At 53.1% G+C, this 19,950-nt stretch carries 18 protein-coding genes; 11 read left to right on the top strand and 7 right to left on the bottom strand.

The window, feature by feature from the left end:
* Nucleotides 1-39: 39 nt before the first annotated feature.
* Entirely contained in the window at nucleotides 40-1,599 is a 1,560-nt protein-coding gene (locus FH871_RS00090; RefSeq protein WP_138989319.1) for an alpha-amylase family glycosyl hydrolase, read from the bottom strand.
* Between the two features lie 278 nt (nucleotides 1,600-1,877).
* On the opposite strand from FH871_RS00090, the gene FH871_RS00085 reads away from it, so the two are divergent.
* The 6 genes from FH871_RS00085 to FH871_RS00060 all read left to right on the top strand — a co-directional run bounded on the left by FH871_RS00085 (nucleotide 1,878) and on the right by FH871_RS00060 (nucleotide 8,632).
* Entirely contained in the window at nucleotides 1,878-2,732 is an 855-nt protein-coding gene (locus FH871_RS00085) for a pirin family protein (protein WP_138989318.1), read from the top strand.
* A gap of 115 nt (nucleotides 2,733-2,847) precedes the next feature.
* On the top strand, nucleotides 2,848-4,044 hold the full coding sequence (locus tag FH871_RS00080; RefSeq protein WP_138989317.1) for a molybdopterin molybdotransferase MoeA: 1,197 nt from the start codon (nucleotides 2,848-2,850) through the stop codon (nucleotides 4,042-4,044).
* Nucleotides 4,045-4,058: 14 nt separating this feature from the next.
* A complete protein-coding gene (locus FH871_RS00075) occupies nucleotides 4,059-5,162 on the top strand; it encodes a DUF922 domain-containing protein (RefSeq protein ID WP_138989316.1) in 1,104 nt (367 codons plus the stop codon).
* A 122-nt stretch (nucleotides 5,163-5,284) separates the two neighbouring features.
* Nucleotides 5,285-6,304, top strand: a complete 1,020-nt coding sequence (locus tag FH871_RS00070; protein WP_138990199.1) for a dipeptide epimerase — start codon at nucleotides 5,285-5,287, stop codon at nucleotides 6,302-6,304.
* On the top strand, nucleotides 6,301-7,365 hold the full coding sequence (locus FH871_RS00065; protein ID WP_138989315.1) for an aminotransferase class I/II-fold pyridoxal phosphate-dependent enzyme: 1,065 nt from the start codon (nucleotides 6,301-6,303) through the stop codon (nucleotides 7,363-7,365). Before FH871_RS00070 ends, FH871_RS00065 begins: the two co-directional genes overlap by 4 nt.
* Nucleotides 7,349-8,632: a serine hydrolase gene (locus FH871_RS00060; protein ID WP_138989314.1), complete on the top strand. Its 1,284-nt coding sequence runs from the start codon at nucleotides 7,349-7,351 to the stop codon at nucleotides 8,630-8,632. Before FH871_RS00065 ends, FH871_RS00060 begins: the two co-directional genes overlap by 17 nt.
* A gap of 45 nt (nucleotides 8,633-8,677) precedes the next feature.
* Here the strand turns inward: FH871_RS00060 and FH871_RS00055 are convergent, their stop codons facing one another.
* A complete protein-coding gene (locus tag FH871_RS00055; protein ID WP_138989313.1) occupies nucleotides 8,678-9,691 on the bottom strand; it encodes a LytTR family DNA-binding domain-containing protein in 1,014 nt (337 codons plus the stop codon).
* Nucleotides 9,692-10,437: 746 nt separating this feature from the next.
* Here FH871_RS00055 and FH871_RS00050 point away from each other — a divergent pair.
* The 5 genes from FH871_RS00050 to FH871_RS00030 all read left to right on the top strand — a co-directional run bounded on the left by FH871_RS00050 (nucleotide 10,438) and on the right by FH871_RS00030 (nucleotide 14,895).
* Nucleotides 10,438-11,187: a hypothetical protein gene (locus FH871_RS00050; protein ID WP_138989312.1), complete on the top strand. Its 750-nt coding sequence runs from the start codon at nucleotides 10,438-10,440 to the stop codon at nucleotides 11,185-11,187.
* Nucleotides 11,188-11,613: 426 nt separating this feature from the next.
* On the top strand, nucleotides 11,614-12,078 hold the full coding sequence (locus FH871_RS00045) for a hypothetical protein (RefSeq protein WP_138989311.1): 465 nt from the start codon (nucleotides 11,614-11,616) through the stop codon (nucleotides 12,076-12,078).
* 183 nt (nucleotides 12,079-12,261) lie between these two features.
* Nucleotides 12,262-13,386, top strand: a complete 1,125-nt coding sequence (locus FH871_RS00040) for an NlpC/P60 family protein (RefSeq protein WP_138989310.1) — start codon at nucleotides 12,262-12,264, stop codon at nucleotides 13,384-13,386.
* Nucleotides 13,387-13,503: 117 nt separating this feature from the next.
* A complete protein-coding gene (locus tag FH871_RS00035; RefSeq protein WP_138989309.1) occupies nucleotides 13,504-14,367 on the top strand; it encodes an AraC family transcriptional regulator in 864 nt (287 codons plus the stop codon).
* Between the two features lie 120 nt (nucleotides 14,368-14,487).
* Nucleotides 14,488-14,895 (top strand): DUF983 domain-containing protein, encoded by a 408-nt coding sequence (locus tag FH871_RS00030; RefSeq protein ID WP_114405731.1) that lies wholly within the window; start codon nucleotides 14,488-14,490, stop codon nucleotides 14,893-14,895.
* Nucleotides 14,896-14,943: 48 nt separating this feature from the next.
* Here the strand turns inward: FH871_RS00030 and FH871_RS00025 are convergent, their stop codons facing one another.
* From FH871_RS00025 to FH871_RS00005, 5 genes are all read right to left on the bottom strand, one after another.
* Nucleotides 14,944-15,780, bottom strand: a complete 837-nt coding sequence (locus FH871_RS00025) for a sugar phosphate isomerase/epimerase (protein WP_138989308.1) — start codon at nucleotides 15,778-15,780, stop codon at nucleotides 14,944-14,946.
* Between the two features lie 87 nt (nucleotides 15,781-15,867).
* On the bottom strand, nucleotides 15,868-16,269 hold the full coding sequence (locus FH871_RS00020) for a cytochrome c (RefSeq protein WP_138989307.1): 402 nt from the start codon (nucleotides 16,267-16,269) through the stop codon (nucleotides 15,868-15,870).
* 33 nt (nucleotides 16,270-16,302) lie between these two features.
* Entirely contained in the window at nucleotides 16,303-17,982 is a 1,680-nt protein-coding gene (locus FH871_RS00015; protein WP_171062717.1) for a hypothetical protein, read from the bottom strand.
* 89 nt (nucleotides 17,983-18,071) lie between these two features.
* A complete protein-coding gene (locus tag FH871_RS00010; protein WP_138989305.1) occupies nucleotides 18,072-19,268 on the bottom strand; it encodes a hypothetical protein in 1,197 nt (398 codons plus the stop codon).
* A gap of 137 nt (nucleotides 19,269-19,405) precedes the next feature.
* A partial coding sequence (locus tag FH871_RS00005; protein WP_212768188.1) for a T9SS type A sorting domain-containing protein occupies nucleotides 19,406-19,950 on the bottom strand: 545 nt, incomplete at its 5' end.

Below are 19,950 nucleotides of genomic sequence, written 5' to 3'. Positions count from 1 at the left end.
TTCCTGCTGCCCGGGGATGTGACCTCGTTTCGAAGTGGATTACTCCAGCACTACGCAGCCATACGCCGGAACCCGGACTTTTCCATTTTTGAATAGCTTGGCGCCCCCCGCCGTATCCAGTACAATGCGCTTTCCTTCAGCCAGTTCGGAGGGATACAGAACCGCATCCAGCCCCCGTTTGACCAGGTTGTGGATGACCAGCACCGACCGGTTTCCGGATTTTCGGGCAAACGCAATCACGTTTTTGTGCTGAATGCCCGTCACTTCCAGTTTGCTCAGGTTGTCGTTCAAAACCGGGTGGCTGTTGCGGAAGTGAATGAGTTTTTTGTAGTGGTTGTAAAGCGAATTCGGGTCGGTTTGCTGCTGCGTCAGGGGTGTCACGGTTCGGCTGGTCGAATACCGGGCCTTGCGCCAGCGGGCGCGTTCCGGGTCATTTTTGTCGATGTCCCAGAGAAACGGTTCGCGGATGTTTTCGTCGGGTTTGGCGCCCAGCATTCCGATTTCCTCCCCATAATAGAGGTAGGGATTGCCGGGCAGCGTCAGCAGCAGACTGGCGGCCACTTTCAGGTGGTTCAGGTTGCCGTTCAGAAAACTGCCGATCCGGGTTTGGTCGTGGTTGGAGAGCATGATGGCGTCGATAAAATTCGGATTCACTTCGGCAAAAATTGAGTGATTCCGCACCAGCATCTGCACGATTTCCGCCGTGTCCCGCTCCTTGAACGGAATTTCCTGCAAAGCCAGGCTGAGGTCGAAATTGAAGTTGGCTTTCAGTCCCCGGAAGTAGGGCGCAATGCGTTCGGCCCGCGTCCAGACCTCGCCGACGGTATAAACGCCCGGTTTTGCCGCTTCCATGACCTGACCAAATTCTTCCCAGAACTGGTGATTTTTCGGTTCTTCCCAATCCGGGTAAATGTGCCGGGCCGCGTCGAGCCGAAAACCGTCGACGCCAACGTCGGTCAGCCAGAACTTCCCGGCTTTGTAAATTTCTTCCCGCACCTTCGGATTATCGTAGTTCAGATCCGGCATGCCGCTCCAGAACAGGGCGTAGTATTTCTCCGAAAACGGCGCACCCGGAACGCGGTGCCAGGGGTTTTTCTCCTGCGAATCGGCGGTGATTTCACGGGTCGCAATGTTGAGCGCGTCGATTTCCTGCTGGCTCATCCAGACGTACCAGTCGTGATACGGATTGTCCTTGCTTTTGCAGGCTTCCACAAACCACGGATGCTGGCGGCTGGTGTGGTTAATCACGAAATCCAAAAGGACCTTGATACCTCGTTGATGCGCTTCCGAAACCAGCCGCCGGAAGTCGTCCATCGTGCCGTATTCGGGTGCAATGCCGTAATAATCCGTTACGTCGTACATATGGTAGCTCGGCGAGGGATTGACGGGCATGAGCCAGATGGCCGACACGCCCAGGTCTTTCAAATAATCCAGTTTGGAGGTAACGCCGTTGAGATCGCCAATGCCGTCGCCGTTGGAGTCGCAGAAAGCCCGGATGAAAATCTCGTAATGCACCCCGGTATGGCCGGTAACGGTTTGATTAGAAAGGGGCGATGTTAAATCGGATGATGGAGTTGGAACGGTTGCGTCGGCACTCATAGAACTAAAAAAGGATTCAAAAGGTAAACCCGCCAAATCAGCCGGGAGTTTGTAAAAACGGTTTTTTCTCCCAATTCAACAACAAGATCCCCAAATAAACCACAACACCCGACCCCCGACCATCGTGATCCACAACCCCGGATTGCATCCGGGGCTAGTGATAGAACCCTTTCAGGGTTTGGAGATATGGTATTAAGTATATGCGTGATGGGTATGAACTTTTGGTACAATATAAATGTATATACATTAAATGTAATTACTTGTAAATCCTTCCGACGATGAAAACTGAACGCACCGTACAACAATTGATACCCGCCCCGTTGATGAGCATGGGCGAACTCCGGGTTCGCCAGCCGCTGCCCTCGGGTCGGCTGAGTTACCTGGACCCGTTTGTCCTGTTACACCACGGCCATAGTTTCCTGAAAGAAAATGAAAACCCCAACCACGCTGGCGTAGGACCGCACCCGCACCGGGGCTTCTCGCCGGTCACATTTGTGTTCAAAGGCGGGGTGCGGCACCGCGACAGTCGGGGCAATGACCGGAGTGTGTTTGAAGGCGGCACGCAATGGATGAACGCCGGTTTGGGCATCATGCACAGCGAACGTCCGCTGTCCGACGAACTGGAAATCATTCAGATGTGGGTCAATACACCGTCTGCACACAAGAAAGACCAGCCAAGCTATCACCCGCTGTTGAAAGAAGAAACGCCGTCGTTCGTCAGCGATGACGGTAAGGTGACGGTTAATGTGGTGACGGGCGACTTGCTGGGTCTGAAAGGCCCTATCCCGACCTTCTCGCCCATCAATTCCGCGACTCTGTCTCTGAAAACCGGTGGTAAAATCTATCTGCCGCTGCCCGCCAGCCACAACGCCTTCCTGTATTTGCTGGACGGAAAACTGCGCGTCGGCGACCAGACGGAGGTGAACGCCCGGTATATGGTGGTGCCGGAAAACGACGGCGACGGCATCACCCTCGAAGCCCTCGAAGACACCCGGATTTTGCTGATGTCGGGCGAACCGATTGGCGAAAAAATCCTGGCGCAGGGGCCGTTTGTGCTCAATAACGAGGTGGAAGTGATGGAAGCCTACCGCGATTACCGGATGGGAAAAATGGGAATTTTGATCGAAGACTAAAAAAGACGTTGCTAAAAAAACGCGGAGGGTGGGGTATTTGCTAAGATTCTGGTAAATTCTCCGCCCTCTGCGTTGTTGCGTGGTGTTCTTTTGTTTTTTTGTAAAAAACTTGCCTATGCTCTCCGTCGCCGAAGCCTATTCCGTTGTCCTGAATCACCTGCTGGTGTTGCCGGCTGAACCCGTCCCTTTATCGCAGGCTGCCGGGCGGGTGTTGCGCGAACCGCTGACTGCCGACCGCGATCTGCCGCCTTTCAACCGCGTATCGATGGATGGCATCGCCATTCAGTTTGCGGCTTTTGAAACCGGACAGCGGCAGTTTCGGGTCGCCGGAACGCAGTTTGCCGGGCAACCGGCGCAAAATTTGACCGAGCGAACCGCTTGCCTCGAAGTAATGACGGGGGCCATGTTACCGACGGGAACCGATACGGTTATCCGCTACGAAGATCTTCAAATCACCGACGGCCAGGCTGAAATTCGGATTGATGCCATTCAGGCTGGCCAGAATGTGCACCACCGGGCGACGGATCGGAAACAATACGAGGAACTGGTTCCGATTGGAACACGGCTGGGTCCGCCGGAAATGGCCGTGGCCGCATCGGTTGGCAAAGCGACAATTCTGGTCAGCAAACGACCCCGAATTGCCCTGATTTCGACGGGCGACGAACTGGTCGATGTTTCGGAAACGCCTGAACCCTATCAGATTCGCCGGTCGAATACCTATCTTTTGCAAACGGTTTTGCAAACCGCCGGGGCCGAAACCTCCCTGCTGCATTTGCCCGACGACGCCGACACGATGGAAACCGCCCTGAAAACGCTGCTGACGGAGTACGATGCGCTCGTCTTAAGCGGGGGCGTTTCAGCCGGGAAAGCCGACTTTGTGCCGAAAGTGATGGAACGGCTGGGCGTCCGGCAACGGTTTCATCAGGTGGCGCAACGCCCCGGAAAACCGCTGTGGTTTGGGGCCTCCGACGCGGAGAAGGTCGTTTTTGGCCTGCCCGGAAATCCGGTTTCGACGTTCCTCTGTGCGTACCGGTACCTGCTGCCGTGGCTGAAGGCGTCGCTGGGTTTACCGGTTTTGCAGCCTTCCGTCGCCCGCCTGGCCCGGTCGGTTTCATTTTCGCCCCTATTAACGTATTTTTTGCCCGTTCGTTTGTCGGTCAGTTCGGACGGAATCGGATTGGCCACGCCTTTACCGGGCAGTGGGTCAGCCGACTATGCCAATTTGCTGCAATGCGACGGTTTTATGGAGTTGCCGCCGGAAAGGGCTGAGTTCAGCGAAGGCGAAGCCTTTCCGGTTTATACATTCCGCTAACATCCTCAGCTATCGTGAAACGGGTTCTATCCATCCTGCTTCTTTCGCTTCCGCATTTTCTGATGGCGGGGCAGGAACCGGTATGGATTTCGTTCAAAAAAGAACCCGTTTTCGTTCGTAATCCCACGTTTTCACTGTTGAAAATTCGGGATGAGCGGTCCTTTAAGGCGCACTTGGGAACCATCTTATCGGGTCCGAAAAGCAGTATCGCCGTTCGCAGCAACGACGAAATCGCGTCGACCTTCGATGATTTGCTGAGTCCCGGTTTCCAGCCCGACTCCACGCGCGTACCCATTATCATCCGCATTCAGGAACTCATTTTTTTCGAAAAAGCAAAAAAGGAATTTCAGGCCGACGGCACCTGCCGCCTGGAACTGGCTTTCGATGTGATGCGCGACGGAAAACCGGTTCAGTTGACCACCTATACCGCCCGAACGATTTACACGCGCTCGTTCGGGCAAACCGACCGGCTGGAACTGGTGGCCCGCAAAGCCCTCGAAAGTGCCGCACAGTACCTGTCCAATTGGATCAAAATCAACCGCGACAAAAGCCCGGCGCTGGTGAAAGGTCTTAAATTTGTGTATATCGACCACAGCATTCAGCAGGCGTCGGGCGATACGGTTTTTTACCACCCGCTTCGGCCGCTGTCCTGGGACGATTTTCAGGCAGCTCCGCGCATCGGCAGTCGCAATGCGGCTTCGATTTTTCCCACGTTTTCGTACGAAGGCCACAGCCGTTGGGTCAATGGCTTTATTGAGGTGCAACTCACGTTCAAAACGTTCATGGTAAAAAGCATGTCGTGGGTGCGTCCGGGGCATACCGACGCCTACGGGCTGCTGCATGAACAGAAACATTTCGATATTGTCAAACTGGTTGTCGAGCGGTTTAAACAGCGCATCATCGCCGACCCGGACATGGATTTCGAGGAGTACAACAGCCGCGTGCAGTTTCTGTACCTGGAAGCCTACCGCGACATGAACCGCTGGCAGGAGCAGTATGACGGCGAAACCCAGCACGGCATCAACCGCGCCGAGCAGGAGCGCTGGAACCGTAAAATTGCCCAGGACCTGAAAAATGCTGAAGATTTGACGGCGATCATGCTGTCAAACCGGCAGTAAATGTGTTTTTGGTTTTCCGTTTTCGGTTGGCTGACGCGTTTCTGTTTGTATGCGCCAGCCACCATATACCGGAAACAGTAACCCGAAAACAAACTCTTTAATCATCATCAACCATTATGCCCATTTCTCTCCATTTCCACCGTTTCGACCTTCGACTGAAACACACCTTTACCATTGCCCACGACTCCCGCGACGTCCAGCCATCGCTCATCGTTGAACTCCGCAACGGCCCATTGAGCGGTTTTGGTGAAGCGACTTCCAATAAATATTACGGCATTACGCTCGACCGTATGATCAACGACCTCGAAGGCATTCGCGGGTTGATTGAATCAGGCGAATGGACGACGGCTGAAGACCTCTGGCAACTGGCGCATGAGTCGTTGAAAGACAACCCGTTCGCCCAGTGTGCGTTGGACGAAGCCGCGCATGATCTGGTGGCCAAACGCGCCGGAAAACCGCTGTACCGGCACTGGAACCTGGATGCGAGCCAAAACCCGATCACCGATTACACGATCGGGATCGATTCGGTAGACAATATGGTGCGGAAAATGCAGGAATTGCCCTGGCCGCTCTACAAAATCAAGCTCGGAACGCCCGACGATCTGGCCATTGTCCGGGCGCTTCGACAACACACCGATGCGGTTTTTCGCGTGGATGCCAACTGCGCCTGGACCGCTGAAACCGCCATTCTGTATGCGCCGGATTTTAAAGCGTTGGGCGTCGAATTTATCGAACAACCGCTTAAAGCCGACGACTGGGAAGGTATGAAACGGGTGGTTCGGGAAAGTGTTCTGCCCGTTATTGCCGACGAAAGTTGCATTGTCGAAAGCGATGTCGAACGGTGTGCGGGATATTTTCACGGCATCAACATCAAACTGACCAAATGTGGCGGGTTGACGCCCGCCCGGCGCATGATCGACAAAGCGCGGCAACTGGGCCTGAAAGTTATGGTCGGTTGCATGAACGAAACCAGCGTCGGCATCTCGGCCATTGCGCAGTTGCTGCCCCTGCTCGATTACGTCGACATGGACGGCACGCTGCTCATTACCAACGATCCCGCAACGGGCGTCACCTTCGATTTTGGCCGGGTGATTTACGCCGACGAGAATGGAACGGGGGCGAACCTTACCCGCAACTCATGACCGACCCTTATTCAATTGACCATTTGCCCGGCCGAACCATCGACCTCGACGGCCAGGCGTATTTGTTTTTCAGTGGAACGTCGTACCTCGGCATGGCACAGAACCCGGCGTTTCGGGCGTTGCTGACCGAAGGCATGGCGCAGTATGGCACGGTTTTCGGTTCGTCGCGCAACGGCAATCTGCAACTCCGTATTTACGATGAAGCGGAAGCCAAACTGGCGGCCTTTGCCCGCGCCGAAGCCGCTTTGACCCTCTCGTCGGGTATGCTGGCGGGGCAGGCCGTGGTGAACTGGCTGAAAGGGCAGGGGTTTGGCTTTCTGTATGGCCCTAACGCCCATCCCGCCATCTGGCAGGAGCCGAACATCCGTTTGCCAACGCTTTCGTTCGACGACTGGACGAAGCAATTGCCCGAACTGGTGGCAACGGCCCCCACGCGACACATCGTCATTGCGCTCAATTCGCTGGATGCCTTGTTTTCGGTCGGCTACTCGTTCGAGTGGGTCCATCAATTGCCCGCTGATCAGGAGATTACGTTGCTGGTCGATGACTCGCACGGTTTGGGCGTCATCGGCCCGGCGGGCAGCGGCATCGGTTCGCAAATACCCCGGCGGGACAACGTCCGGCTGATTATCACGGCATCGCTGGCGAAGGCGATGGGCTTGCCGGGCGGGGTCATTTTTTCCGATCCCCAAACGCTGGCGTCCATTCGCCGGACGGCCTTTTTCGGGGCCTGTTCGCCCACACCACCGGCCTATCTCCATGCCTTCGGTCAGGCTCAGGGGCTTTACCATGCGGCCTTTGACCGGCTGCTTGAGAACATCCGGCGGTTTGAAAACCGGGTCGGCGATTCCGATTTATTTCAGCACATTCCCGCTTATCCGGTCTTTTATACTGCTCAGGATCAGTTATATTCGTCCCTGTTGGCGAACCGGATTTTTGTCTATTCGTTTGCGTATCCGTCGCCCACCGACAAGCCCAATACGCGCATTGTGATCAACGCGATGCACCAACCGGAGGACATCGAACAACTAGGCGACTTTCTGTATGGAAAAACGAGGTGAGTGTAACGATAATCGGCGAAGGTGGTATGTTAGCGTTCTTGCCACCTTACTTTCCCTTTCCGGGTTTCAAACCACGGCCCAGCAAACCGATAAATTTCTGGACGAACTCCTGAAAAAGAATCCGGAATTGTTTGGCCGGGTTCTGGCCAATCCGGCCAAATACGACGTTCAGATTATTTATACGCAAATCAACCGCGACGAGAAAAACCGCCCGCTTTTCAAAAGTTACCGCTACCGGCTCGACAAAGACCGGTATTTTTATCCGGCCAGTACCGTCAAACTGCCAGCGGTTCTGCTCGCACTGGAGAAAATCAATCAGCTCAGCAAAAAACAGCCGGGTTTGTCGATTTATACCCCCCTGCTGACCGACTCGCTGGCCGGTATACAGTCCGCCGTTAGCACCGACACGACGGCGGAAAACGGGCTGCCGTCGGTGGCGCACTACGCCCGGAAAATCCTGATGGTCAGCGACAACGATGCGTTCAACCGCCTGTATGAGTTTGTCGGACCCTGCGAAATGAATGAACGGCTGCGTGACAAAGGGTACCGGGATTTGCGCATTGTTCACCGGCTTTCCATCCCGCTGACCCCCGAACAAAACCGCCAAACCAACGCCATTCGATTGGTCAAATCCGATACGGTTTTGTACCAGCAGCCCGTGCAGGTTTGCGACAAAATCTTCCGGCCTGAGAAAGCCATTCGCCGGGGCGTCGGCTACCTGAAAGGTGGCACGCTGGTGAAGGAACCGTTCGATTTTACCGAAAAGAACTACTTTTCGCTCGAAGACCAGCAGGAAATGCTGAAGGCGGTTTTGTTTCCCGATGACGTGCCGGTGCGGAAACGGTTCGACCTGACCTCCAACGACTACCGGTTTTTATACCGTTACCTGTCCCAGTTGCCGCGCGAATCGAAGTTTCCGACTTATGATTCTACGTATTACGACAGCTATTGCAAGTTTCTGGTGTTTGGCGATGCCAAAAGCCAACTTCCGCCGTCGGTCCGGATTTTTAATAAAGTGGGGGATGCTTACGGATACATGATCGACAATGCCTACATCGTGGACTTTGATAGGGGTGTGGAGTTTCTGTTGTCGGCGGTGATTTACTGCAACGAAGACGGTATTTTCAACGACGATGCCTACGATTACCAAACCGTAGGCTACCCGTTTATGGCGAATCTGGGACGAATCATTTTCGATTATGAAGTCAAGCGGAAACGAGTCAACCCGCCGGATCTGAGCCGGTTCCGGGTTTCGTACAAACCGTAATCGCTGTGGGTTAGGGTTAGCCAGAACCATCTGGTTAGGGCAGAGCTAGAACCCGGTGTAGATGTCTTGTTTCAGAAAAGCCTCTTTGAAAGTCTCGATCTGGCTACGGGCAACGAGCACAAGATCGTCGAGCAGGGCAATCCGGACAAACAGCCCCCGGGTGTTTCCCTCGACTTTGCGGACTTTTTCCATATTGATGATGTAGCTTCGGTGCGTGCGCATAAAAACCGGGTAGGTCCTGAGCATAAACTCGATCTTGCTAATGGATGTACGGAGGAGCGTTTTTTCCAGTTTTTCTCCCTTCTCAAGCCAGTAGACATAGACATAATTACCCTGCGATTGAACCACGAAGAGCTGTTCGGGCAAAAGCCTTAAGATTGTCCGGTTGTTTTCTAACAGCTTGATGTATTCAACAGGGGCGGTGCTGGTTTTGAGAGATGATACCGCAAGGGCAGCATCTTCCTTAGGAGCTTCTTCGGTTTGCGTCCCTTCATCCAGAACTTCTACGAGGTTTTCCTGATTCAATTTACTGGCTGGGCTGCTTTCCTGCTGGAGTTTAATAAATTCATTTTCGGCAATTAAATAGGTATTAAACCAGAAAAAAGCGACACTAGGCGGTATAAAAGCGAAACCCGTATGGAGCGGAACCGCCCAAATGGATAGGGGGCGGAAATCAAACAGCCAATTGGTGATAATTGAAAAAAGTACAATCAGACTATAAATGGCAAAAAGAACGCCAGCCTGAATCAGGAAGGCCCTTGCTTTTTCACGAAGCCCCAGTGGAATGGGATACGTCGCCGGCCAGATGTTATCCCAAATGCTGAATGTTACTAACCCGACGAGTAGAATAGCGCCGGGTATACAACCGATCTGGAAGACCAACCAGAGCATCCATTTTTTATTCTGAATTTGGAATTCTCCCAGTGCATAATGGAAAATTAACTTAAAAACGATGCAGTAAAGAGTGCCCCCTATGGTCCAGTTGAGCAACAGTTTAAGGGACCACGTGCCACTAATAAACACCTTTTCGCCTATCGTCTGTGAGTAGGGTACTTTCATCGTGAGTAGAAAACAGGAAACGTTGGATACCCCGCAAACTGGCAGTAAGGGCTTGCCTCCGCATTTTTCCTTTGAGTAGATGACTTCAATGCATTTCTGAACGTATTACGGATACCCCTGTACGCAGCCGGTCAGGGTCAAAACAGCCCCAAAAATGCAACTATTGAAATGGATGCGATTTCGGACTGAGTACTCAAAAGCTTACGAAGCCTTGCTTTCCGGTCTTAAACTGCTAGACTGCCCGCACGTAGGAGAATGGCACAAGGCGTATTTTTGCGACAAAAAACATTGGTGCTCAAACATAGTTCCAAAATGGATATCAACCCTAACTGCGAATCCAAATAATCTGTCAGTATCTTCCATTTCGTACCATTTTGTTCCATTTAGTCACTCATTCTCCCAAAGCTCCTTTTTTATTTCCCAAAAAAAACTTACCCGTTTTCTCAGGGTAGACAGGCATCAGAATTGTCAATGTCTAAAGTCAACGACATTCAGATCCCACTAACTTTGAACGCCTATGCACCATTAAGAAGAGTAATCCCCACCCACAGCCGTTCCCTGACGTGAAATAGGGACGGTAAATCAAAACCCCATAAGGATCCAGAACTGAAAAAGATTGCTTGTGCATACACGAACTGACATAGCTTTTTTTCATGCTGCATAGGTCCTTGCCTGTGCCTTTTTCGGGTAGCTACGTGGTCACCCTCGTTCAATCCCACACAATTTAAAAAAAGAAAGAAAAACCGATGAAAGCAATTACACTTGTTAAAATATTTGTGGCCGCAGTAACTTTGATGGCAACTTGCCCGACCACTATCCTTGCTCAGGTCAAAATCGGCAACAACCCCACCACCATCGACCCCAGTGCCGTACTGGAGGCAGAAAGCACCAACAAGGGCTTTCTGCCGCCCCGGCTTGCCTTGACGAGTGAAACCGATGCGGTTACCATTCCAACCCCGGCTAAAGGGCTATTAGTCTACCATACCGGAACGAACCTGAAAGGAGAAGGGATTTACGTCAACGTCGGCACCCCGGCCAGCCCGGTCTGGTCGCAGGTGACGGTGCAGAACACCACCGTGGGGGTCACAGTAGCCAAGCTGAACTATGTCGGGCTTGCCAATTCGTCCCGAACCTGCAAAGCGGGCAATCTGGAGTTCCGGGCGGTACGGGATGCGCCCAACAATCTATTGCGCCTACAGATACGGATGACGGCCCAGCCTACGCAAACCACCGTCTATAACTCCAACCGCCTGTCGTGGTGGAACACCGCTACCGTTACGAACTTGTTTTTTCAGGTCACCTTTACAACCGGCGACTGGGACCAGTGGAAGGACTGGTCTGTAGGACAGCTTAATACGATGGGGAACGACATTCTGGCCTGGTATAGCTTCATCAGTTCCAACGAAGACGGAACGTTTTACCGGGTTTCGCTCAATACCCGCAGCGGGGGCAATGCTTCGACTGACTTTATCAACCAGGTGGTCGAAGCGTACTAGTCTAGCATCACCGCTGTAAGGGTTTATTAGCCCTTACAGCTTTCGTACGATTATTGATCGTAACCCAAGGGCTACGGCCCTGCGAGCGGTTTTCAGTTGCCGTGGAGGCTCCGCCCAAACCGGGCTGTTACAGTTACAAGGTGACTTATTAACAGAACAACCACGAACCGATCTATAAACCGCTTCTGATAGACCAACGAGCGATGCAGCCTTGCGGAAACAACTTTCCGCAAGGCTGTTACGGTTCGCTTACATCCTGCCAACCCGCAAATCCGGCACCCGTCTTTCGTCACCTGCTTACCCACCTGATCGGATTCAGGAACCATTGCTAACGGTTCAAGTAGGCAAAATGACGATTCAGGTAACCATCGGTTGAGATACGGTTTGTTCAACGCTAGGTTTGCAGCGAACAAAACAACTCTACTGATGAAAAAAATACTCGTTTTTCTGTTTGTACTCGGTGTACTGGCTGCTTGTAAAAAGGACAACAACGACGATCCCAAACCCGATCAGCCTGCTGAACCGGCGGCCAAAGTAGCAGGAACGTACAAACTGAGCTCTTTCCACTTCATCAACGGCGCCAACGAAGTCGAACTGGAAAAATTACCCGTGGTGGAAAGCGGCAAAACGGTCGCTTCCGGAACGGTGAAACTGACCAAAAAATCGGATGGAAAAGTGCTGATGAATGTAAACCTCGTGATTGAAGGCGAAGGAACCATTCCGGTGCTGGAAGACCTGGAAGTCGATGTGCGGGAGTCCGGGAAAGTTTTTGGGCTGTATGCCGATGGCGAACGGATTGGCGATGCCGACGGCGGTTTCATCATCTTTAATGTTTCCGGAACCTCCGAAACTGGCGACGAACTGCTGCTGTCTTTCAACGCGAATAAATAAAAACCGTAAACCAAAAACTATAAAAAGCCGGAGACGAATTTGCTTCCGGCTTTTGTATTTTTGTGCGTTCTGCCGGCCGATGCCTGATTCAATCGATTCCAGAGCAATGAATATCAGAAATTTGAATCATTCGGTATAGGTCTTTTCTCTTTCGTCTGTTATCTTTCTTCTTTTCTGGGTACCATGAAACGAATCTTTATTGGATTTTCGCTGCTTTTTATGATCTCCGCCGACGGTTTTACGCAATCCATCAGTCAGGTTGTTGATGCTGTTCGGAAGCAGTATGCGCCGGATAAACGGGTGGCGATTTTCAATGTGGAAGCAGATTCGTCGGGTCAACTGACCGGTTTTACCAACCTACCCGAAGCCAAACAGGCTTTACTCACGCAATTGAAAGCCGCGGATGTGGCGGTTGTCGATCAGATTCAATTGTTACCCTCACCGGTTTTGGGTGAAAGGATCTACGCCGTTGCCAATGTATCCGTTGCCAATTTGCGCTCCAACGCCCGGAATGCCGCCGAACTGTCCACGCAGGCCCTGCTGGGCATGCCGCTGAAAGTATGGGACAAAGACCGGGGCTGGTATCAGGTGCAAACGCCCGATCAGTACATTGCCTGGACAGATGCGGGTGCCATCCAACTGATGACGAAGGCCGATTTTGAACAGTGGCAGTCGGCTGAAAAAATCATCTACACGCGTCCTTTCGGGTTTGTCTACAGCGAACCGGGCAAACGATCCCAAACCGTATCCGACATTGTGGCCGGGAATACGCTGGTGCTGGTCAGCGAACAGCGGCAGTATTTTCAGGTCCGGTATCCCGACGGCCGGACGGGCTATGTTTCCAAACGGGAAGCCCAGCGGTTTGATCGGTGGAAAGAAACCGCCAAACCCACGGAAGAAGCCCTGGTCAGCACGGCGAAAAGTCTGATGGGTATTCCGTATTTGTGGGGCGGCACGTCGGTGAAGGGCATGGATTGCAGCGGTTTTACCAAAACCGTTTACCTGCTCAACGGGCAGCAATTGTCGCGCGATGCGTCGCAGCAGGTGAACGAGGGCGAACTGATCGACACGCCCAACAAAACCTTCGCCCAACTCAAACCTGGCGACCTGCTGTTCTTTGGTGAACCCGCCACCGCCGATAAACCCGAGCGCGTGGTTCACGTCGCCATGTGGATTGGTAACAACGAGTTTATCCACGCATCGGGCCACATCCGGGTCACCAGCGTCGATCCGGCAGCACCGAATTTCGACGCCTACGAATTGAACCGATTTTTGCGGGTCAAAAGGGTTGTAAAAACGGGGATTTAAAAGAATGTAAAATATCAAATGATAAATGATGAATGTAAAGGTGCTTAGCATGCGCCCGCCCCACTTTTCTATTCATCATTTATCATTTTACATTTATCATAAAATTTAAAAACAACCATGTCCACGCCCGTACCGGTTTACAATCTTCAGGCGTTTCCCCGTCACGAGCCCAACGCGCTCTTTTACATGACGCGGCTGGAGAAACTGGTGCAGGAATTTAAAGGAATCGACAAACCGCATTCGCACACGTTTTACCTCGTGATGTGGATTGTTAAGGGCAGCGGCACGCATACCATCGACTTCAAAACGTATGCGATTGCACCCCACCAGCTCTATTTTCTCACCCCGGGGCAGGTTCACAGCTGGCAGTTGTCCGACGATATAGAAGGCTTCAACCTGTTTTTTGAAGCCAATTTTTGCCGAAGCCGGTTTGGAAATCGCTTGTTTCAGTATCCGTTTTTCCATTCGCACCAACACCAGCCGCTGCTGGAAGTGGCGGGTTCGTCGGCTCTTTTTCAGGATTTATTTACGTATACCTGGCAGGAATACGAAACGCGACTGCCCAACCGGACGGAGATTTTACTCTCCTTTGTTCACCTCATGCTGGAAGCCGCCAACCGGCTATATACCGAAAAACAGACCGATACCGATACCCATCTTTTCGACAAAATCCGGCAGTATGAGGAATTGCTGGAACAGCAGTTTTTAACGGTTCGGGAAGTGGCGGCTTATGCCGAACAGATGCACCTGACACCCAACTACCTCAATTCCATCTGTAAAAAGGTGCTGGGAAAAACCGCCAGCCAGTTGCTGCACGAACGGCTGACCATCGAAGCGCAACGGCTGCTGACGCATACCACCCGGTCGGTGAAAGAAATCAGTTTTCTGCTGGGCTTCGACGATCCGTCTTATTTTGTCCGGTTTTTCAAAAAACACACCCGCCAAACGCCCGCCGAATTTCGCCAGTCGGTGAGTGCCTGATCGTTGATTTGTACCATACCTGTCCGGTTCTGTCTTTCCGAAAGGGGGACCCATGACGTACCTTTGTTGCATACCTGATGGCCGCCCGGCGGCTTCTGGGTATGTTAACGTCCGAAAGCCATGTTAAAAGATAATCGATTGTATAGCGTCGTGTTCAACAAATGTCCCCGTTGTCATCAGGGCGACTTTTTCATCACCAGCAGTGCCTACAGCCGCCGGTTTGATGAAATGCACGAAAACTGTTCGCATTGTGGGGAAGCCCTTATTCCGGAACCGGGATTCTACTGGGGTTCGATGTTTGTGAGTTACGCATTTTACACGATCTACACCCTTCTTACCTTCTTCGTGTTCGTGAGCTGGCTGAAGGTCGATCTGGATTATTACCTGATGGGACTGGTGCCGACACTGGTGATCCTGACGCCCTATTTTTTCCGGCTGGCGCGTCGTTCGTGGCTGACGTTCTTCATCGCCTACGATCCGCAGAAAAACCGGGAAGCTAGTGGCAAACACCTGAAGGTTTCGGCCTGATTTAAGATCAATACAGACTTGAAAAGCCCGCAAGGGCTTTTTTTGTGCTTATTTCAAGCTCTGCAAATACGCTATGCTTTCGGGCATTTGCTCCATCGAGCGTGAAGATTCGTCTTCGATGAAATAGTGCTTGACGCCCGATTTTTTGGCCTGCTTCATAATCTCGGCAATGCCCAGATCGCCTTTGCCAATGGCCACGTTCGATTCCACGTCGACGTGGCCGGTGTTGTTGCCGGGGGTGCCGGGTTTGCGGTCTTTCAGGTGCATGAGCGGGAAGCGGTTCGGGTATTTTTTCAGGAGTGCAATCGGGTCCTGACCGGGGTGTTTTACCCAGAAGACGTCCATTTCAAAGTTACAATAGCGAGGCTCCAGATTTTCGGCTAAATAATCGAAAAACGTGCCGTCTTTATACGGTTGGAACTCGTAGCCGTGAATGTGGTAGCAGAACAGAATGCCGTGGTCTTTCAGGAGTTTTCCGGCGGTGTTGAACACATCAGCCGCTTTTTTGGCATCTTCCAGCGTAAAGACGTCGCCATTGTGCGGAATCCAGGCACACATTACGTATTTGACGCCCAGTGCTTTGGCTTCGGCCAGTACCTTCGGAACGTTATTGGACAAATCCTCGTAGGAAGCCCCGGTGCTGATCGGTTTCAGTCCGTTTTTTTCAACCAGTTTCCGAAATTCAGCGGGTTCCATGCCGTACGTTCCGGCCAGTTCGACTTCCCGGAAACCCATCTGGCGGACTTTCGCCAGCATTCCGGGCACATCTTTCGGAAATTGTTCCCGGAAACTATACAATTGCAGGCCCACCGGCGACTTGGGTTGGGCAAAGGCCGAAGCCAGCAGACTAAAGGCAAAAAGGGTAGCAAAGAGACGGTTTTTCATGGGTTTAGGCGTTTCCTGATCGGTTTTCAGGATTTATCAACGGTCATAGTTAATCCATTAATCTTTCTAATCACAGTGCATACAGTTTTATTTCGCACTTCGCACTTTCTTCACGTCCTCCGCCGTAATGGCATCGGCTTTGTTTCCAAAACTGTTGCGAATGAACGTCAGAACGTCAGCAATTTCTTTATCGGAAAGAAAATCATGGGCGGGCATCACATTGTCAAACGTTTCTCCATTGATTTCGATCGGTTCCTGGAGTCCTTTCAGAATGACGTTGATCAGCCGGGTTTTGTCGCCCTGCACCCAGTCGGTCTGCTTCAGGGGCGGATTCAGGTTCGGAACGCCACCGCCATCGGCCTGGTGGCAGGTGAGGCAATACTGTTCGTACACCTTGTGGCCCGGTCCGGCTTTTAACGCTGGTTTTTTAGTTTGAGCAAAAACGGTTGTCGTCAGAAAAAAAAGACTCCATATACACACAATTCTCATAACGCAAAGTTGACTTTTCGTAAAGATAGACGATTAGAGCAAACCGTCCTTCACCTGCGTATCAAAAACGCCCGTCAGCACCTGTCCATTGCGTTTGACCTGAATCCAGATGCGATAATGGCCGGATCGGGGAAAAGCATACGGAAATTCGACCATGTTATTGACCTTCATCGGGTGCGACATCGCGGGCATCCCCGCCAGCAGCAACGCATTTTTCTCCGCTTCGGGCAACTGTTTCAGCCGGGCCACATAGCGGTCGATGCTGTCGCGGAATTGGGTGGCATCAGGATACTGAAACCGGCGGGTGGTGTCGGCAATGCGGTCGACCAGAAAGGATTCGGCCGCCATCGAATACGTTCCCACCGGATGCAGGTGAATATACACCGTGCCGTCGGAACGGACAATGGCCGCGTGGCCACCCATTCCCAGATACGGTTCCAGGGGTGCGGGTTTGCCCTGGGCGTCGGCAAGGGCGAACTTAAGGACATAGGGGGTTCCGGTTTCCAGCACAGCAGCCGGTTTGTCGGTCCAGAGCATGGTCGAACCATCGCTCAGCTTTGAACTGGCCCCCGGAATGCCGCACAGCACCATGTCATCGTCGAGGTGAGGCAAGCCCACGGCATTGGGTTTGACCCCCATGGCTTCCGTCACCAGCCAGCTATCGTCCCGATCGGTTTCCGTCCGGTTTTTCCCATCCGCAACGGTTTTTTGGGAACGATCGGGAATCGTGATGGTGTCGGTCAGGGTTTCAGCAAAACCGCTGCGGAATACCACATCGGCATACAGCAGATACTGGCCTGCGGGCAAATCAGGCAGATTCGACTCAAACTGATCGAGTTCTTTCCGGTCGGGGTGGAGGTGAGCAAAGGCATTGAGTCCGGGCGTTCGGGCCAGAAAAACGTGCATCAGCTTGCCGTGATCCGGCACGATGAAACCCAGGCGACGGCGTTTGATGCCGCCTTCGGCAAAGTGCGAGGTGTCGATCCGGATCGACAGAACCGGCTGTCCGTTGGCCGCTGCTTTCACGGTAGACTGAATCGGTGTTGGCGCATACAATTCGTGGTTGCGGTAGCCGTCCGCCCAACTCGTCCACCACGTTCGCCAGCCGGTCAGACCAACGCCCAGCAGAATGGCGGCAATGCCCATGCCGATCAGCCGCTTCCGCCGGTAAGAGGTGGGTACGGACTGACCCGGTTTCAGCGTTCCGTCGGCCAGGCTGGCCCCCACCGTTGTAATGAACAGAACGACCAGTAAAATGCCGAGGGCTGCCAAGCCGACGCCGGTTCCGGTAGGCATAGGCTCCATTTTGGTCGGGACGGAGAGAACCGGGGCCACCAGGGAGGCTTTTCCGTCGGGGCCGCCGATGTTCAGTTCGATGCTGGACGAGCCGGAATCCATCATCCAGACAACGCCCTCGTAGCGGTTTTCACCCACCGCCTGAAGCTCGTCGTGAACCGGTGCGCCCTCGTCGCCGGACGAAAAATAGATCGGCCGCGCCAGAATGGACGACGCCCGGCCGCTTTCCACATAAACCGTTACTTTGGCCGTTCCGGGCACCACATCCGGCGGAATAACACTCACCAGCACCTGGTATTTTCCGGCCTGCTTCTGCACCAGCACGCCCGGACTACCGATGTGGGCGAAAGCAATGAGAGAATGAGTGAATGAGAGAATGAGTGAATACAACAGGACCCGCACCAGGAAATTCTTCATTTTGAAAGGACGCACCATCTTACCTATTAGCTCTTAACTCATAATTCTTAACTCATAATTCTTAACTCATAATTCTTAACTCTTAATCCTTAGCGTTGCACCCGTTTCATCCAGTTGCCCCACAGCAGTCCCACCCGGGCCGACCCGATGGCGCACAGAATGGCAATCCCGATGCCCTTCAGAAAGTCCGGGGTCGACTGCAGCCAGTGGGGATGAAACTGGTGATGATAGGGCCAGGAAGGATCTTCTCCGTACGACATTGAATTGGAAAAGAAAAAACCGTTTTGGGCGTAGGGTGATGTATGGAGAAATTCGCCGAAATACCACTGAACCCCCGTGACAACCAGAATGAAAACCGTGCCGGTGAGCGCAGAAAGCAGCCAGTCGTTGAGCTTGCCGCCATCGAAGCGGTGGAGCAGTTTGTCGAGCACAAAACCGGGAATGACCAGCAAGAGCGGGAACATGAAGGCCTGGTAGTGGGTGATGGGGTTCAGAACCGGGCCAAGCCGGGGCGTGGCCGGGAAGAAAGGCAGAATCCAGCTCGGAATCAGCATCGTCAGCATGTAGGCAGCCGCCGTGAGGGTGATCGGATAGCGAAGTGACGACGCGCGGCCCACTGCCAGCAGGTAAAACGGAAAGGCAATGCCGATGGTGATGTAGGAGGAGGAATGGTGGGAAGCCCACTGCCCCAGTTTTTCGGCGAGCATCGTATACAGGATGCTTAACAGCAGACCGGCGGCAATGGTAAACATGATCTTAAGCCGCTGCGCCTGTTTCTTATCCCACGCACTGTCTGCCGAAAGATCGTTGGTTACCCGGTTTTGCAACGCCAGCACGCCAATCATGGCCCCGAATTGTACGGTCATCATGCCAATCAGCAAAACCGTATGCGGAGGAGTCAGGATCTGGACGTCAAGGCCGTAGGTGTTGTGCCACCAGTCGTCGAAGGGCGCGGAGGTCAGCATGGTCAGGGCACCCCAGACGCAGTACATGGCCCCCAGCGATCCGTAGAAAATGCCCCAGAACCGGACGGAGCTGGTGCGCTCGGGACTCCTTTTGGCGAAGGTCAACTGCAGAATCTTAAACCCGGAAAAAGCACCCGCTACGACGGCTCCAACGTACATGAGCAGATGCGGGGGCGCAAACAGGCCGTCGCGGCCAATGCTCATGTGCCACATGATGTCCCAGAGCAGGCCCCACACGATGCAGAGCGAGGAGAACACCACGGCGTAGATATACGTGGGGATTTTGGTACGTATAACCGGGGGAGAGAGGGTGGCTTGCATGAATGCGTTGTCGGTTAAAGGAATCTGGGGTAAATATAGGAAAAAGACCCTATAAACTGCATCGATCCCCATGCCGTTGCCCCTGACTTTCGATGGCCCCCAAAAGACTCCTTCGAGTCTTTTGGGGGCATGAATGATTAGCGTTTCAGAATTTTCAGCGTGTGATTTTGCGCCCTGGTATCGACGCGCAGCAGGAGCAGGCCGGGTGGCTGCTTCTGGATGGATATGGTTTGGTGTTCCACCGGTTTGGCCGCTTCAATCCGGTGTTCCTGGAATAGCCGCCCACTGGCATCGGACAACCGAAACCGTAGGGGCTGGCCTTCGGCTCCGCGCACTTCCAACTCGATCTGGTCGCTAACCGGATTGCCCAAAACCGTCACTTGTAACCCTTCGCTGCTTTCGGCCGACAGCCGAACCGGCGAGGGACAGGTGAGCGGTTTGCCCGAATCTTTCAGATCGTACGTTGAACCCGACACCCGGGCCCGAATCAGGCGTGTGTTGCCGTCTTTCAATCCCGCTGGTACCTCAAAACTGTAGGCATGGACACCGTTGCCCTTCCCGGCATTCTTCAAATCGACCCGGTAGATGTTGGCCACCACACTGCCCCAAACCGTACCGTCCGTATAAAATTCGACCGTTATTGGTCCGTGCATTAGTCCGTAATAAACCCAATTTCCTTTTT

The organism is Larkinella sp. C7, assembly GCF_006149005.1.
In the GTDB taxonomy this organism is placed as follows: Bacteria; Bacteroidota; Bacteroidia; order Cytophagales; family Spirosomataceae; genus Larkinella.
The sequence above is the reverse complement of the archived record's forward strand: the minus strand, read 5'-3'. Positions and strand labels throughout refer to the sequence as shown.